Source organism: Legionella sp. km772 (genome assembly GCF_003989735.1).
Taxonomy (GTDB): domain Bacteria; phylum Pseudomonadota; class Gammaproteobacteria; order Legionellales; family Legionellaceae; genus Legionella.
Map to the genome: position 1 here is coordinate 1 of NZ_RZGQ01000056.1, position 17009 is coordinate 17009.

Below are 17009 nucleotides of genomic sequence, written 5' to 3' on the forward strand. Positions count from 1 at the left end.
ATCACTGATCAGATTGAGTGAAATAGGTGATCAGTTTAGAGTGAAATCACTGATCAGATTGGAGTGAAATGAGTGATCATTTTGAAGTGAAATCGGTGATCAGATTGGAGTGAAATACGCACTCAACAAAATCTTATTCAGACGAAGCGAGGCATAACTTAGCTGATCTTACCGATGTATTTGGATTGGATTTAGTGACTTCTGATTTACAAGAAGATGTCATTGGACCCTTATGCCAGGAAAAGAAAATTCCCATTAATTTAGCAATAAATGCCTTACGCGTGCGCAAAGAGGCGGAAGAAAGAGGCCTAGAATCAGCCTCCATGACTGATCTGGAGCGGGAAAAATTAGAAGTTGAAAAATTATTTGCATTTTCTGAGAAATATGGGGTTAAAGTATATTATAAATCAGATAGCCCTGGATTAATGAAAGAGTATGTCCATGATTTAGAATTAAGAAGCGAGGTGGAGAGAAGGCTACTTGAACGTGGTGGTAGTTATTCCCTCCGCTTTATGGATCCCGTAAAGAAACGCAGCGATATTCACGATACTCTTCTTCAAATCACTGAAGGATCACGGTTTAACTACCAGTAGTGAAATTGCAGCCAACTTATTGGATGAACAGCTATCAATAAGTTGGCGAAATATTATCCCGGTAAGAATCTTCCCTTTTCGGAAGCTGAAATAAAAACCATATGATAAGATGCTCATTATTCTATGAGTAAATCTTGAAATGGGTTTTAGATAAATGCTATCTATTTACTCAGCATATTAAGGAGAATTAATGAATTACCTACATAGCATGGTTAGAATATCTGATTTGGATGCTTCATTAGATTTTTACTGCAACAAGCTTGGCTTGGTTGAAATAAACAGGATAGATAATGAAAAAGGCCGCTTTAGCTTAATTTTTTTAGCCGCTCCGGGCGATGTTGAACTGGCAAAAATGGCTAAGGCACCCCTATTAGAACTTACTTACAATTGGGACTCCCAGCCTTACCATGGAGGAAGAAATTTTGGCCATCTAGCTTATCGCGTCGATAATATTTATGACATCTGTGCTCGCTTACAAAACTTAGGAATAACGATTAATAGACCACCGCGTGATGGCTATATGGCCTTTATTAAATCACCCGATGATATATCTATTGAACTATTGCAAAAAGGGGAACCCTTACCCCCCCAGGAACCTTGGGCTTCTGCAGTAAACGTAGGGACTTGGTAAATAATGTTGGTCGAGTCTCGACCAACATTTAAAAAATTAAATAAGCTCGCCACTCTTCTTATATACTTCATCAATTGCTTTTAGAGATTCCAACAATGCTTTCATTTTATCTAAGGGCCAACTGTTAGGGCCGTCGCTTAAGGCTTTATCAGGGTCCGGATGTGTTTCCATAAACAAGCCAGAAATTCCCACAGCAACTGCGGCGCGGGCTAAAGCGGGTATAAACTCTCTTTGCCCCCCTGAAACCCCGTTATTTCCACCCGGTAACTGCACGGAATGAGTGGCATCATAAACTACCGGGCAAGCGGTTTCACGCATAATAACTAAAGAACGCATATCAGACACTAAATTGTTATAGCCAAAACTTACACCACGCTCACAAGCCATAATTTGTTCATTTCCTTCCGCTTTGGCTTTATTAATCACGTGTTTCATTTCCCAAGGCGCTAAGAATTGTCCCTTTTTAATATTAACAGGCTTATTGGTAGCCGCAACTTTTTGAATAAAATTGGTTTGCCGACATAAAAAAGCCGGGGTTTGCAAAACATCAACCACACTCGATACCTCTAATAAAGGAGTATCTTCATGAACATCGGTTAACACTGGTACGCCAATTTGAGCTTTAACTTTTTCTAAAATCATTAAACCTTTTTCAAAACCGGGACCGCGATAACTTGCAATCGAAGAGCGGTTGGCTTTATCAAAAGAGGATTTATAAATAAAGGGAATATTTAAGCTCTGACATAACTCTTTTAAGTAACCTGCAGTTTCTAAAGCCAGTCCCTCACTTTCAATGACACATGGCCCGGCAATAAGAAATAAAGGCTTATCTAAACCTACCTCAAATCCACATAATTTCATTCTTTATCCTTAGTATGGGTGTTTCTAGCGGCTAATACAAACGCTTTAAATAAGGGATGGCTTGCTCTTGGGTTAGAGGTAAACTCCGGATGAAATTGTCCCGCTAAGAACCATGGATGATCTGCTAGTTCAATCATCTCTACTAAAGAACCATCAGCGGAGGTGCCCGATACAATTAAACCATGACTCACTAATTCATCGAGATAAGTATTATTTACTTCATAACGATGACGATGACGCTCGACTATTTCTGCCTTGCCATATACCTTGCGTGCTAAAGTGTCCTCGCCCAACTGGCAACGTTGTCCCCCTAAACGCATAGTACCACCTAAATTGGTGCTTTCATCACGAATTTGTTTGCTGCCATCGGCATCCATCCACTCATTAATTAAGGCAATAACGGGATAGGAAGTAGTTTTAGAAAACTCCGTTGAATTAGCATCGCCCCAACCTACTACATTGCGAGCAAATTCAATAACAGCCGTTTGCATTCCTAAACAAATTCCTAAAAAGGGTACTTTGTTTTCCCGTGCAAATTGAATGGTTTTAATCTTGCCTTCAACTCCTCGCTCACCAAATCCGCCAGGAACTAGGATTGCGTCCACAGATTCTAATAGTTGATTCCCATGCTTTTCAATGAGTTCCGCATCTAAATAAACAAGTTCAACTTTAGTCTCAGTATGAATCCCTGCATGGATTAAAGCTTCATTAATAGATTTATAAGCATCACTTAATTCAATGTATTTACCCACAATAGCAATTTTTACCATTTTGCTTTGAATTTTTTGCATGGCAACTACATTTTTCCATTCACTCAAATCAGCAGGTTTAGCATTGATACCCAATTTTTTAACTACAATTTCATCTAAACCTTGGGCATGCAACATCATAGGAATTTGATAAATACTTTGTGCATCTTCCAGAGAAATTACGCCGTCTTTTTCTACGTTCGTAAATAAAGCAATCTTTGCCCTATCCGCCATAGATAAAGGCTGCTCAGAGCGACATACCAGAATATCAGGTTGAATACCAATAGAACGAAGTTCTTTTACAGAATGCTGAGTAGGTTTGGTTTTTGTTTCACCGGAAGCGGCAATATAAGGAACTAAAGTCAAATGAATAAATAGCGCTCTTTGGGAACCCAACTCAATACGCATTTGGCGAATGGCTTCCAAGAAAGGTAAGGACTCAATATCTCCCACTGTCCCCCCAATTTCAACCATCGCGACATCAAAACCTTCAGCACCTAATTTTATACAGCGTTTTATTTCATTGGTAATATGGGGAATAACCTGTACTGTCCCCCCTAAATAATCCCCTCGACGCTCTTTTTGAATGACGTTTTCATAAATTTTACCTGAAGTAAAATTGTTTCTTTTGGTCATTGTAGTATTAACATAACGCTCATAATGACCTAAGTCTAAGTCAGTTTCTGCACCATCATGGGTTACAAAAACCTCTCCATGTTGAAAGGGACTCATTGTGCCTGGGTCAACGTTAATGTATGGATCAAGCTTTATAAGTGTGACACGTAAACCACGCGCTTCAAGAATAGCTGCTAAAGATGCTGCTGCAATGCCTTTACCTAAAGAAGACACTACACCGCCTGTAATAAAAATATAACTTGTCATTTTGACCCCGTAAAACATGCTGAGCACTATAAATTGTGTGCAAATAATTTTGCATATAAACGGGGTTTAATTGTAACAAAATGCAAAGATAAATGACACAAATTTAAAGTAATTTTCTTAATTTAGTCTTGAATTCGGTTATAAAATCCAAATTCCCATTAATTTAAACCGAGTTTAATACCCTCGATATTTCTGCATCATCCTCTGCAAAAACCTCATCCACCGGTTTATATATTCTTCTTTCCCTGCTAAACAAACCAGAGTTGCTGGTTGCTTGAAATGTGGGAGCACTTGGGGAGTAAAGTATAGGCTCTGACTCCACAACCTCCTGTAGGATAGTGATACATGCATCAACTAAAGCTACTTGTGAACGGGTACTATTAACTATCTTTTTTATTTCTTCTAAATGTTGGCGCATTATTTGCGCTTGCTTTGCTGTCAATTGTGCGCCGTCAGCTCGAAAACGTAACATCAGCGCAATAAAATCAGCATAATTATGCTGTGAATAAGCTATTGTATTGAAAATCAGTATCATCAGTGGAGTACACTTTATTTTCCTCTGAAAAATAGTTTCCGAATGAGCTGTATTTAATAACTGGGCAAGTTGCACGGCAGTGCATCCTGTTTTCAATAATAATTGACGAACTAGCAAATAAGTAGATAGATTTTGCGCTGCAGTGAAAAATAATAAATGATCCTTTACAGTTAAGGCATCAAGAAAGTATGCCTTATGCATTCTACCTAAAGCGGCGTGGCTAAAAAGTTTATCTACTATAAAAGAAAAGTGGCGCACATACCTTGGATTTAAGAGAAAGAAACATGCACTGTGGCCCATGGAATCGGAGCTAAAAAATGCTTGTAAAAGGTAGTGTAGACGTGTTCCTGCTAAAGCTCCAGCAAAAAAACCAATGGAGTCTAAAGCACTTAACATGTCGCTAATAGCCTGCGGATTCCAACTAATCGCTGCAATAGTCTTAGCAATGATGTTCTGTTTTGAATCATCATTAACGAGTAAACCTTGAGCAAAGAAGTTTTTATCTTGTTCTGAGGCAGGATCGGCTCGTAATTTTTTAAACCGCTCGACACGGTCACGTAAACTACCTTCAGCAGCAACCGCATAAATAGCATTTAATTGTCCCAAGTTTTGTAAAAAAAAGAGCGTGTTTGTCCAGCCCTTATCAACTAAACCTGTCACTACATAAGATCGCGTCTTACAATATAACTGGTAGAGCATTGTTTAATGGAGCTGTTGGGTAACAGAGTGCATCATCACTGCGCACTCAGCAGCCTCACGCCCTTTATGGCCATGATTACCACCTAAGCGATCCCAAGCCTGCGCCTCGTTTTCCGTAGTTAGCACACCAAAAATTACAGGTAAATTATGATCCAACATTACTCGTTGGCAACCTTGACTAACTTGCTCGCAAACATAATCGTAATGACTGGTTTCGCCTCGAATCACAGCACCAAGCGCAATCACGGCTTGAACTTGGTTTTTTTTAGCTAATATATTGGCTACTAAGGGAATTTCAACGGCACCAGGTACGTCTATAACTATAATATCTTTAGCGCGAAAGCCTAATTCCATTAGACGTTCTAGCGCGCCCTCTTTTAAAGCAGTAGTAATAGGCTCATTAAAGATACTCACTATAATGGCTATAGGAAATGAATGAGCTGTTCCCTCAATATTTGCTTTAATTTCTTTCATGTTTATCCTAGTTAATCGTTAATAAGTGACCGAGCTTCTCTTTTTTAGTTTTTAAATAGTTATGGTTTTCTTGGGTTGATTCCATTTCCAAAGCAACACGTTCAATAACCTGAATACCAAACTGCTCAATAGCTTTAATTTTTCGAGGATTATTCGTTAATAAACGTATAGCATCGATACCTAAATGTTTAAGTATTTGATAAGCAATCGCATAATTCCGGTTATCTGCAGGTAGGCCTAATTTTAAATTAGCGTCTACGGTGTCTAGACCGAGTGTTTCTTGAAGAGAATAGGCTTTAAGTTTATTCCCAAGACCGATTCCGCGGCCTTCTTGCCGTAAATAAATGAGTACCCCACCCTCTTCTGCTATTAAGGCTAAGGACTGTTCTAATTGCTTACCGCAATCGCATTTACACGATTTGAACACGTCTCCAGTGATACACTCGGAGTGGATACGGATTAGGGGAACTTTGTTGGGACTGACGGGCTCTTTGATTAAAACAAAATGCTCCCGATCGTCTAAGTCATTTTCAAACACGGTCATGGTAAAGGAGCCATGGTTTTGTAGCGGAAGTGTCGAGGTTGCTGATTCTTCAATCAGGGTTTCGTGGCGAACCCGGTATTCAATTAAATCTTTTATAGTCACCATAGGTATATTATGTTTTTGCGAAAATAAAGCTAACTCATCTCTGCGGCTCATCGTCCCGTCTTCATTCATAATTTCGCAAATTACTGCTGCAGGAGATAATCCAGCTAAGCGAGCTAAATCAACACTTCCTTCAGTTTGTCCCATACGTTCTAAAACACCCTTTTTACGAGCGCGCAAAGGAAAAATATGGCCTGGGGAGATAATACTTGAACGATCACAATTAGGATCAATGGCTACTTTAATCGTATGCGCTCTATCTTGCGCAGAAATACCCGTAGAAACTCCTTGCGCGGCTTCAATTGAAACAGTAAACGCGGTGCCATAAGGAGAGCGATTATGGGAAGTCATCATTGGCAATTGCAATTTATCTATAAGCTCTTCCGCCATAGGCAAACAAATAAGTCCGCACCCAAATCGTGACATAAAATTAATGGACTCTGCTGTTACATATTCGGCAGCCATCACCAGGTCACCTTCGTTTTCACGGTCTTCATCATCGATTAAAATGATCATTTTTCCCGCTTTTAGCGTTTCTATAGCTTGTTCTATAGTAGCTAATGAATACTTCATGCCTTTACCTCATCATCCAATTTCCCAAACAATTGTAACTGGTGGGCTACAATTCGGGTAAAATAATCAAATTCTATATTAACACGTTGACCGACCTCTAATACATTTAAACTCGTATTTAATAAAGTATGAGGTACTAACATTAATTGAATTTTCTGTTCCATTACTGCATTAATGGTTAAACTGACACCTTCAACAGTAATGCTGCCTTTAGTAATTAAATACAAGCCTGCTTGCTTTTCAAACCCTGAAAGTTCAAGTTGGACATAGTCGCCGACCGTTTTGAACGAATGAACTTTAGCAGTGGTATCTACATGGCCGCTGACATAATGACCACCAAAACGAGCAGAAGCTAACATTGCTCGCTCAAGGTTGACCACCTGACCTTGCTGCAAACTCCCTAAAGTCGTTAATTTTAACGTTTCAGGAGATACATCAAAATACAATAAATTGGGCGCCTCTGCAGGCAATAAAGTAAGACAAACACCATTAACAGCAATACTTTCCCCTATGGTTAAGGAATTTAAAGTAGTTGAAATAATGAGGCGATTTGCTAGACCATTAGATTGATTTGTAATAACTTGACCTGTTGTTTCAATTAAACCGGTAAACATTTATCCTCCTGCCAATCTAAACATAATATCATATTATTGCCCATAACTTGCCAAGATACCTGATGTTTACGCCTAAAAAGCCCTTCTTTTTTATACGCCGAAACGGTATTTTCACCAAGATAAGTCGGAGTAAGGTATAAATAAGTGCGGTCAACTAACCGCTCCTGATGTAAAGAGCTAAACAACGCCCCACCAGCCTCAACCCAAACATTATGATAACCAAGTTTACCTAGGTGGCTAATGACACACTCCAAATTAAGGCCATCGTCTTGGGCGGGTATTGCATAATAATGGCAATGAGCTAATTTATCGATTGGAGGAGCTACAGTTTCTTGATGATAAATATGGCATTCACTTGCAGTGGAAAAAATTAAAGCCTCATCTAAGGTCAGATTAGTGTCAAGAATTGCGACCGGCTTAGCTTTTTCTTTCCCATTTAGGCGAACATTTAATTGGGGATTATCAGCCTGAATTGTTTTGGCAGTAGTAAGGATAACATCGCTGCACGCACGCATTTCATGGGTAAACTGCTGGCACAATTCATTAGAAAGCAAAATACGCTCACCTTTGCGGGCACCGATTTTACCATCCAAACTTTGGGCGATTTTAACGGTAACTCTTGGTTTACCTGTGTTAATCCATTGCTCATAAGCTCTATAAAAAACATTGATTTCTTCTAAAGAAAGATGTTCAACCCTTATACCGTGTTGACGAAGCAGTGCTGAAGAATCATTATTTGCAACAAGAGGATTAGGATCAAAATAAGCAAAATAAACCCGCTCAACACCATAATCAATCAATGCATTGACACAAGGGGGTGTTCTTCCCCAATGATTACAAGGTTCTAGGGTAATATAAACACTCACCCCTAGCATTTTAGGGGGAAGTTGTGCTAACAATAACTGTTCGGCATGAGGAGTTCCTGCGCCCTGGTGATAAGCTTGTGCTATAATCTTGCCACTTTGCACAGCAACAGCCCCAACACAGGGATTGGGGGCGCATTGCCCTTGACCGAGCTTAGCTTGTTCTAGTGCTGCAAGCAGGAACTGTTCGTGCATTAATTAATCGCCTTTTAAAAGAGCAGAAATGATAACAAATTATTCAATTTTTGAGTAGCCTCTATGAGCCAATTGAACTTAAAATACAGACTTTCCCAGTTTTATAATAAACTCCTTATTTTAATTGCCTTATGCGGTATCACGCAATCAATTTTCGCAGGAGAATTATCACCTTACTCCACAAAAGAGCTCGAACAATTAGAAAAAGAGTTTATTCAGCTTATTAATCGCTCTGACACGGTGGAACGTGACCCTCTTGCCAGTCAATTCATTAACCATATTGGGGAAAAGCTCGCCTTCGCTGGTCGCGTTAAAACCCCCTATTTCTTTATCGTCAAATCAAAAGAAATTAATGCCTTTGCAGGACCCGGAGGCTATATTGGCATTAATACCCAGCTTATTTTAACCACCGATAATGAAAGTGAATTAGCAGCGGTTATGGCGCATGAAATTGCTCACGTACGCCTACATCATCTTTACAGTATGCTCGATCACCAAAAGCAAATGCGCATTCCAATGCTCGCATCAATTCTGGCTTCGGCCGCTTTGGGTGCGATTAACCCCACAGTAGGTATGGGTGCAATGATGGCTTCATTATCCGGCTTTAGCCAAGATAATATTAATTTTACTCGCTCAAAAGAAAAAGAAGCCGACCGGATTGGTATTGATATGCTCATCAAAGCTGGTTTTAACCCCAAAGCGATGGCTAGTTTTTTCCAAAAAATGCAAGAAAATATGCGTTACTATTGCACTGCTAATATACCTGCAATTTTAAGAACCCATCCCCTTGATGAGGAGCGCATTGCCGAAGCAGAAAATAGAATCAGTCGTCTACCTCATAAAAAATATACCGATTCATTAGATTATTTCTTGTTTAAAGAATTAATACGAGTCGATGTCGCAGCAGAGAGCAAACAACTTTTAGACTATTATGCACATCAATGCCAGAAGAAAAATAATCATGAAGCCTGTGAATATGGCTATGCGCTAGCCTTATTAAATACTAATAGTTATCAAAAGGCTATCGAGCACTTAACACCACTGGTGGCAAGTAATAAAGATAATCTTTATTTTCAAATTGCTTACGCTCAAGCAGAGATTGGGCTAAGTCAACATCAAGCTGCCCTTAATCGACTGTCTGAATTACAAAATAATTTCCCCGATAATTATGCGGCTCTTATGGCATACGCTCAAGGCTTATTAGCCGCGAATCAGACAGAGAAAGCCATTAGTGTGTTGTTAAAAGGGAGTAGACAATATAAAAACGATTTAGCCTTATGCCGTGAATTGGCTCGGGCTCAAGCTCAAGCACATCACAAGGGCTATGCTTACTTTACTCAAGCCCAATGTCTACTTCTAGAAGGAGAAGCAAGAGCCGCTGTGGCTCAATTGAAAGTTGCGAAAGAGTTAGCAAAAAAAGATCCTTATTTAACCGCAAGAATCACTGCTAAGATCGATGAGATAAAATTTATGACTGGAAGCTAAATCCTTAAAGAATGGTTCAACCAAGTTAATCAAGCCCAAGTTTTTTTAAGCGATAACGGAGGGTTCTAAAACTAATGCCTAACAAACGGGCAGCAGCGGTGCGATTCCATTTGGTTTTTTCTAAAGCCGCAAGGATTAATTCTTTTTCTTGATCTTGCAAAATACCCGGTAAATCACCGCTATCCTCAATTTTTGCTGTATTTTTTTCCACTAGATTAGTAGGTAGGTGCAAATCCCCTACCTCAATTTGTTCTCCTTCACACATGGCCATAGCGCGCTCTAGAATGTTCTCCAACTCTCGCACATTACCGGGAAAATGGTATTTTTTTAATAAATCGATACACTCTTTATTAATCATTACCGCTTCTTTATTTTGAGTTTTTGCTAATTTTTTTAAAATTGCTTCTGTTAATTCCGGAATGTCAGAAAGTCGTTCAGCCAAAGTAGGAACACGTAACTCGATGACATTAATTCGATAATATAGGTCTTGGCGAAACTCACCGGCACTAATTTCATTAAGTAAATTCTTATGACTGGCACTTAGAATACGCACATCAACAGGTATTTCATATAATTCACCAATAGGTTTAATTGCTTTTTCTTGGATTGCACGTAATAACTTAACCTGCATAGTGATAGGAAGTTCGGCTATTTCATCTAAAAATAAAGTGCCGCCATGGGCTGCAACAAATAAACCCGTTTTATCAGTCATTGCGCCAGTAAAACTTCCTTTTTTATGACCAAAAAACTCTGACTCCATTAACTCACTGGGAATAGCCCCACAATTTACCGGAATAAAAGGTTTATGTTTTCGCGGACCATTGGCATGAATGAGTTGTGCTACAAGCTCTTTCCCCACCCCTGATTCGCCATGTATAAATACAGGGGCTTGGCTACGACTTAGCTTATAAATATTTTCTCTTAATTCCTGCATAACCCTACTTTCGCCCACCAAACCTTCATGATGTTCCGCTTTTTGGTTATGGGTTGCCAAAGCGGTATTAACTAATTCCTTCAACATTTTTAAATCAATAGGCTTAGAAATATAATCAAAGGCCCCCGCTTTTAAGGTATTTACCGCACCCTCCACATTTCCATAGGCCGTGATTACCGCAACCGGTAGTTGGGGTTTAGTTTTTTGAATAAACTTAACGATTTCAATACCATCACCATCGGACAAACGCATATCAGTTAATACCAGTGAGTAGGGATGATGTTTGATGCGTTCAATTCCTTCTGTAAAGTCAGCTGCCGTATCACAAGATAAGCCCATACGCGATAAGGTTATCGTCAATAATTCACGAATGTCAGGCTCATCATCTACAATCAGTATTGGGCTTTGATTCATAATAATATTTCATCTGAAGTATTTTGGATGATAGAAAAAACACAGCCCTTTTTACTTCCCTTGACTAAAGTTAAACGGGCCTGATTAATTTCACATAAATCCCGTGCAATAAATAAGCCCATCCCGGTTCCTTGTCGTAAAGTTGTAAAAAAAGGCTCGAATATGGTGTCTTGTAATTCTAAAGGTACACCAGGCCCTGAGTCACTAATGGTAAGCATTATGGTACTGGCTGTAGCCTTGGCTGTAATCACAATATGAGCCTCTCCATGTTCATCCTTGCCATGTTTTAATGAATTTTCACATAGGATTATCAATATTTGTTCTAATTGGCTCTTGTCAAAAACGATGACTAATTTATTTTTCGGTACTTTAATTATAAGATCACAAGGGTTATTATGACAAAAAGTATGCTTAAATTGTTCTAAAAAAGCTTGAATTTCATTAACTTGTGGTTTCGATTTTTCTCTACGCGAAAGTTGTAAGACGTTTTTAATGACCCCATTCATTCGCTCACAATTATTAACGATTAGCTCCTTTAAACGCTGATCTTCTTTACTTAAACGCACCTCTTCCCCTAGTAGCTGGGCCGCATGGGCAATTGCGCCTAAAGGATTACGTAATTCATGCGCGATACTTGCTGAAAAACGGCCAAGAGCCGCGAGTTTAAGCTGTTGTGCTTGTTGAGCGATATAGGTCATATCCTCTAAAATAATAAGCACGGCGGGTTTATCTGCTAAAGCGATGGAAAAGAAATGAACCCGCAGTAAAGGATCTTCAATGATCGCTTGAGCAATGTGCTCTTTTTGTTTGTTTTTTATTAAAAAACTATGGAATTTCTCGGAAAGTGGCTTAGAAATCTCTTCTAAATGCGGCGTGTGATGACGATTGCTTAAAGAAAGGAAATCTCTTGCTGCAGAGTTTATTAGCATAATTTCTTCCGTTTCATCCACATAGATGATCCCTGAGTGCAAGCGCTCCACAATATATTCATTAATTCGCTGCATTCCAACCAATTCATCGCTTCTTTTTCTTGCCAAATTCTCAGACATTCGCGCCCAATTGGATAGATACCAAGCCGTTAACGCTGTGGCAAAGAAGCCTGCGCCATAAATACCACTGTAATAAAAATTACCCAAATCTTTTTGATTATAAAGAAGCAATTGGACTATATTTCCACACAGAAGCAAGCAACTAGCTAAGGCTGCGAAAAATACTGCTAAACGACCCGGAACCAAAATACTCAAAGCGGCAACAGTGACATTAAGTAAAATTCCTTGTCCCGAACGCATGTTGCTAATGAGTGATAGCATAGCAGCGAGAGCCATTACATCAATGGTGCCAGAAATAAACACCTGCTTATCAAAACTAAAAATCCGGGTATAGCCGCAAAACAAAAAAATAAGCGTTAAAATAAAATAAATAATAAGGAGAGTAAAAAATAAATGCGTATAAGAAACAGGATTAGGGGCATAGGAATACATCCCTACAAATAAAAACACACTGAGAATACGATATAAATTATAAATCAATAGCAAATGCCATTGCCTATTTTCCGGATATCGTATTTGTTTCAACATAAAATGAGTCCCTTCCCATGCTTATGTAATTGATTATAGTGCAAATATCTAAATTACACGCAGTTCGCAATAGAAGATGGCCTAAGCGTGGACAAGTGAGAATTCTCCTCAGCAGCAACTCCTCTTTTAGGTTTTAAAGGACTATTAAAATGTAGTACGTCTGACTCAGTAGCCCTCTCTGCTTTTTTCATGGTCGGTCCTAGGTCTCTAAACGGCCGGGCACCCTCATCAAGCTCCCAGGGTAAAGGTAAGACAAGTCTTTGAATAGGTGGGGGTTTTATTGAATCTCTGAGATAAAGCATTATTTTAAATAAGAGAGCAGAAAGACCTGCAATAGCAATTCCACCCAGTACAGAATATAAAACAGCTTGCGCAAGCGGCAGAGTTGGAAAACAAATAAAGGCCAGTGCAGTTGTTGCCGCTAATCCCCATCCTAATGTCATTAAATAACGGGGATGACGTCTAAATAAGCTCGGCCTTTCAATACGAGCATTAAGCATGGCGGCCTCTTCTCCGGGTTTTAGCAAAGCACCACTAGTTATTTTTGAGGCATTAGACAAGACTAAATTTAGGGCGCGTCCCCAATTAACCTTAGCATTTTGTTTTTTTGCTCGTTTAATTTCCTTATACATTAATGCGCTTAATTCATCATTCAGTTGATCTAGATTAGGAGAATGATGGAGTGCAATGGTTTTAGCGGTGAGCGTAGCAGCAATGAGCCCAGCATTTAATGCTCTAAAAAATGGGACGCCAGCGGCTGCATCACCCACCAGATAGATGCTTTTTCCAAACAGTCTTTTGGCAAAATGCGCACTCTGGAAGATGTTAAGTGCCACCCCATTAATTTTTTCACTACCCAAAATTATTTCTTCGCCTACTGCAACCCTACGCAACGACAACCAAGGGCGAATCGTGTTAAGCAAAGTGCCCATTCGCTTGTTAGTGTTTTGCAGATCTTTTAATTGGGCATTCTTTGTTTTTCTTATCTCGTCATAAGTTTCTCTATCCACAAAAATAAACAAAGAAACCGGCGTTGTACCATTTTTTAGTTTTCCAACATTTTCGGTTAATAAATGAGCTATTTGCCCTAGAGCAGGAACATAAGTTATTACTGGTAGACGGGAAGTCGCCCCTTTTGCTTGATATTTAAGCTCCACGATATACTGTAAATTATTATCAATAATTTTTTCATCGCCAAAAAATTGCTTTCTTATCGTACTGTGGGCACCATCGGCGCCAATGATGGTATGGGCGGTAGGAAATTGTTCTAATAAGGTTTTCCGGTTGGTGATGTTGATACCACGTTGAATATCGACACCTAGTTCCTGTGCAAGCTGCAAAAAGGTCGCCTCAATCTCAGAGGTAGGTACAAAACCGTTTAATGCCCTAACGCTAGGAAAAGCTGTATAAGCTTTTGAATTTTCTAGAGAGTCCTTTTCTAAATGAAGAATATGATGCCGACTATATTCTTCATTTCGCTCTAAAATGGTGATATTTAAACGTGGATTATGCAATTTCATCTCAATTGCTGTAAATAAACCTACTGGACCTGCGCCAACAATCAGTACATCTGGATTCACAAACACCCCAAAATTTTAAAACTCATACCCTCGTAATTCGCATCAAAATGATCCCGCGCCCACTACAGCCGGGGTTGATGCCTCAGAAAAATAACTTTTCGCTGAAAGGGGTGGCGGATTTTTAGCTTTTGACAAATGCAGCGCTAAATCCTCTTTACTAAGAGGCTTAAGAAGTTGACCATCGGTAAATTCAAAGCCTTTATCGGTTGTACAGACTGTTGCAGAAACGATAAGGATATGAGTACGCGAAGCAAAGCGCTTCTCTTCTTCAAAACGCCGTACTTCTGCCGCAAGCTCAAATCCATCCGTTCCCCGCCCCATATTCAAATCAGTTAAGATTAGATTAATAGGTCTTCCAAGATCACACTGTGTTGTAAAGGCACGAAGTGCTTGTTCTTTACTCTCAACCGGAAAAATGCTTTTTAGTGGCACACCTAATTTTCTTAATAACTTGACCGTTAATTTACGATTTATAACCCCATCATCTGCAACTAATACTGATAATTTACTATAGTCCTCCGACTTAGTTAATTTATTAAGCACACTTAAAGGAACTGTGAGTTTGAAACTCGTTCCTACTCCTTTTATGCTATCTACCTTAATTGATCCTTCTACTTTTTTTAATGCAGCATTGACCGCACTTAAGCCACTGCCACTCCCCTCTATTGCGGTAAAGCGTTTATGGGAACCATCAAGACAACGAGCAGTTTGCTCCTCATCCATTCCAATGCCTTGATCCACTATAGAAAACCAAAGACTTCCTCCCTCCTCAACTAAAGAAACAGTGATATCGAGCGGTTTGGATGATAAAGAGGCCAATTTTGGTTTGGTAAATTTAATGGCATTTTGCATTAGGTTAACTAAAGAATAAAGCAACACTGCCTTAGGGCCATGCACGATATATTCCGTTGATGATGCTAAAATACCTGCTTTTTTTATAGGGACTAAGGCCTCACTAGATAACATATCAATCATGGAGTTCACCCAACCTACTAAGGCGAATTCCTCTTTGTCTGCTGGTGATAAGAGATAATTTTCGATAATTGAGGTATAGAGCTCACTTGCTTGGCTTAACTGTTGCAAGTGATAAGCACGCTCCATTCCCGCCAAACTATTTTTTAATTTAAGGGCTAGCTCTTCTGGGGGATTGGTTAATAATAGGCTTCGTAATTCATCCATGCTTTGTTTTAAAGCCTTCATGCTCGCTTGCAAATGTCCTAATGAGGCTGCTCTAACATTTCTTCCTTCATGCATTAAAGCTCTTTGTTGTTTTACTTTCAGTTGCAATTCATCAATGAGCTCATCCTTTGCGAAAATGGGGGGTGAGGGATGGGATAGGTTTAAATCAACTCCCTCGGACGCTACTGGTTTACGTGGTAAAACTTGAAGTGGATTTGTTTTCAGGACTGCATCCGTTTCCACTTTAATGGGTGCTTTACTCCCCTCTTTTGCCAAAACTTCCTTTTCACCGGGTAGGGCTTCAATTTCAGTATTTCTTAATGTAGAACCACATACTCCCATGGCTTAATCCTATCAAAAATAAGTGCAAAAATTATACACATGAAGATTTACCAGGGCAAGACCTAAAGAAAATTATATTAAGAAATAATGAATAAATAGTGAGTAAAAAGATATTACTCTGAATATATGCTAAATTTTATTTAGATAATAAGAATTTCCCAGCAAAAAGAAGGATTAAAGAGATCAATATGGATAACGCCTTAGCGTTCGATGAAATCACTATGAAGCGGATGCCTCAGTTTTTAATTCTAATTATCCTATTATTATTAGGGCTTCCTTATATTGGGTTGAATTTTGGCTTTGATTTTAGTATCCATTCAAGCCAATTATCTGGCCAATCCATGCATAATTATTTGCTTGAAGCGCAAGTTAGAGGTTATTTCCGCCAAACTTTATTACAGTGGTCCGGTTTTTCACTCGCAGCAGTAACCGTACTATTAGCCTTTACTCGTTATAAATTAAGTGGCGATAAAATAGCGCTAATTATTGGTTTGTCCATATTATTTTCTGGTTTTATTGAAGCAATCCATACTTTATTCATTGATGGATTGAGTTTAAATTTTAAGCAAAAAAATAATTGTGATGCGCTTATTTGGACTTTTTCTAATAGTGTTAGTGGTTTGATTCTGCTGGTAGGATTAAGTATTCTACTGAAAACAAGAAAGAAAAGTTATTTGCGGTTTTCCAGTTTTTCTCTTATTACCTGCCTTCTGCTCCTCCTTGCGGCAGGAACTATTTATAGCATTACTAACGCCTCATTTATACCTAAAATGTGGTTCGAACAGGAACATATTTCGCGTCCCTATGAAGGAATTTCGCTTGTTATTTACCTGTTCATCTTAATGTTTGTTTATCCTAAAATATATCGTAAATATCCCAGTATTTTGTCCCATTGTATTTTTTATATAGGTATTACCCAGATTATAACCGCTTTATATCTAATCTTACTCTCTCATGTGCCTTATGATAGCGCCTACAATATCGCTTATTTCTTAAAAGTGGTAAATTATTTTATACCCTGCGTATGTTTAATTATTAATTATGTGGTCTCTTACAGGGCTGTATTAGCTAGGTCCGGGGATCTGGAACAAAATTCAGGAAAAATAAGAGCTATTCCCGGTTTGTTAGTTCATTCACCTTACTCTCAGAATGGCTTATCCACAAGTCCATAGGCCAGGAGAGC

15 protein-coding genes are annotated in these 17009 nt (G+C 39.0%); 4 read left to right on the forward strand and 11 right to left on the reverse strand.

What is annotated here, in order from left to right; all coding sequences use genetic code 11:
- Nucleotides 1-194 precede the first annotated feature (194 nt).
- Both ELY15_RS07630 and ELY15_RS07635 read left to right on the forward strand, forming a co-directional pair.
- Nucleotides 195-593, forward strand: coding sequence for a hypothetical protein (locus tag ELY15_RS07630; protein WP_127099071.1), 399 nt, complete (start codon nt 195-197; stop codon nt 591-593).
- A 190-nt stretch (nt 594-783) separates the two neighbouring features.
- Nucleotides 784-1224, forward strand: a complete 441-nt coding sequence (locus tag ELY15_RS07635) for a VOC family protein (protein WP_127099072.1) — start codon at nt 784-786, stop codon at nt 1222-1224.
- A gap of 36 nt (nt 1225-1260) precedes the next feature.
- Here the strand turns inward: ELY15_RS07635 and kdsA are convergent, their stop codons facing one another.
- The 7 genes from kdsA to ribD form a co-directional block, all read right to left on the reverse strand.
- Nucleotides 1261-2085, reverse strand: coding sequence for a 3-deoxy-8-phosphooctulonate synthase (gene kdsA / locus ELY15_RS07640; RefSeq protein ID WP_127099073.1), 825 nt, complete (start codon nt 2083-2085; stop codon nt 1261-1263).
- Nucleotides 2082-3716, reverse strand: coding sequence for a CTP synthase (locus ELY15_RS07645; RefSeq protein WP_127099074.1), 1635 nt, complete (start codon nt 3714-3716; stop codon nt 2082-2084). The genes kdsA and ELY15_RS07645 overlap by 4 nt, the downstream gene beginning before the upstream one ends.
- 163 nt (nt 3717-3879) lie before the next feature.
- Nucleotides 3880-4911 (reverse strand): hypothetical protein, encoded by a 1032-nt coding sequence (locus tag ELY15_RS07650; protein ID WP_148111232.1) that lies wholly within the window; start codon nt 4909-4911, stop codon nt 3880-3882.
- 42 nt (nt 4912-4953) lie between these two features.
- Nucleotides 4954-5424, reverse strand: a complete 471-nt coding sequence (ribH, locus tag ELY15_RS07655; protein ID WP_127099076.1) for a 6,7-dimethyl-8-ribityllumazine synthase — start codon at nt 5422-5424, stop codon at nt 4954-4956.
- A 7-nt stretch (nt 5425-5431) separates the two neighbouring features.
- A complete protein-coding gene (gene ribB, locus ELY15_RS07660; RefSeq protein WP_127099077.1) occupies nt 5432-6643 on the reverse strand; it encodes a 3,4-dihydroxy-2-butanone-4-phosphate synthase in 1212 nt (403 codons plus the stop codon).
- Complete coding sequence (locus tag ELY15_RS07665) at nt 6640-7257, reverse strand: riboflavin synthase (RefSeq protein WP_127099078.1); 618 nt, start codon at nt 7255-7257, stop codon at nt 6640-6642. The genes ribB and ELY15_RS07665 overlap by 4 nt, the downstream gene beginning before the upstream one ends.
- Nucleotides 7242-8315 carry a bifunctional diaminohydroxyphosphoribosylaminopyrimidine deaminase/5-amino-6-(5-phosphoribosylamino)uracil reductase RibD gene (gene ribD, locus ELY15_RS07670; RefSeq protein ID WP_127099079.1) on the reverse strand — a complete coding sequence of 358 codons (1074 nt, stop codon included), beginning with the start codon at nt 8313-8315 and terminating at the stop codon, nt 7242-7244. The genes ELY15_RS07665 and ribD overlap by 16 nt, the downstream gene beginning before the upstream one ends.
- 63 nt (nt 8316-8378) lie before the next feature.
- On the opposite strand from ribD, the gene ELY15_RS07675 reads away from it, so the two are divergent.
- Nucleotides 8379-9800: a M48 family metalloprotease gene (locus ELY15_RS07675; RefSeq protein WP_127099080.1), complete on the forward strand. Its 1422-nt coding sequence runs from the start codon at nt 8379-8381 to the stop codon at nt 9798-9800.
- 25 nt (nt 9801-9825) lie between these two features.
- On the opposite strand, the gene ELY15_RS07680 is transcribed toward ELY15_RS07675, so the two are convergent.
- The 4 genes from ELY15_RS07680 to ELY15_RS07695 are packed head-to-tail and all read right to left on the reverse strand — an operon-like array spanning nt 9826 to nt 15826.
- Nucleotides 9826-11148, reverse strand: coding sequence for a sigma-54 dependent transcriptional regulator (locus ELY15_RS07680; RefSeq protein WP_127099081.1), 1323 nt, complete (start codon nt 11146-11148; stop codon nt 9826-9828).
- Nucleotides 11145-12725, reverse strand: a complete 1581-nt coding sequence (locus tag ELY15_RS07685) for a PAS domain-containing sensor histidine kinase (protein WP_127099082.1) — start codon at nt 12723-12725, stop codon at nt 11145-11147. Before ELY15_RS07685 ends, ELY15_RS07680 begins: the two co-directional genes overlap by 4 nt.
- 53 nt (nt 12726-12778) lie before the next feature.
- Nucleotides 12779-14305, reverse strand: a complete 1527-nt coding sequence (locus tag ELY15_RS07690; protein ID WP_127099083.1) for an NAD(P)/FAD-dependent oxidoreductase — start codon at nt 14303-14305, stop codon at nt 12779-12781.
- 42 nt (nt 14306-14347) lie between these two features.
- Nucleotides 14348-15826 (reverse strand): ATP-binding protein, encoded by a 1479-nt coding sequence (locus ELY15_RS07695; protein WP_127099084.1) that lies wholly within the window; start codon nt 15824-15826, stop codon nt 14348-14350.
- Between the two features lie 188 nt (nt 15827-16014).
- Here ELY15_RS07695 and ELY15_RS07700 point away from each other — a divergent pair, with 188 nt between their 5' ends.
- On the forward strand, nt 16015-16998 hold the full coding sequence (locus ELY15_RS07700) for an MASE3 domain-containing protein (RefSeq protein WP_127099085.1): 984 nt from the start codon (nt 16015-16017) through the stop codon (nt 16996-16998).
- Nucleotides 16999-17009: the final 11 nt, after the last annotated feature.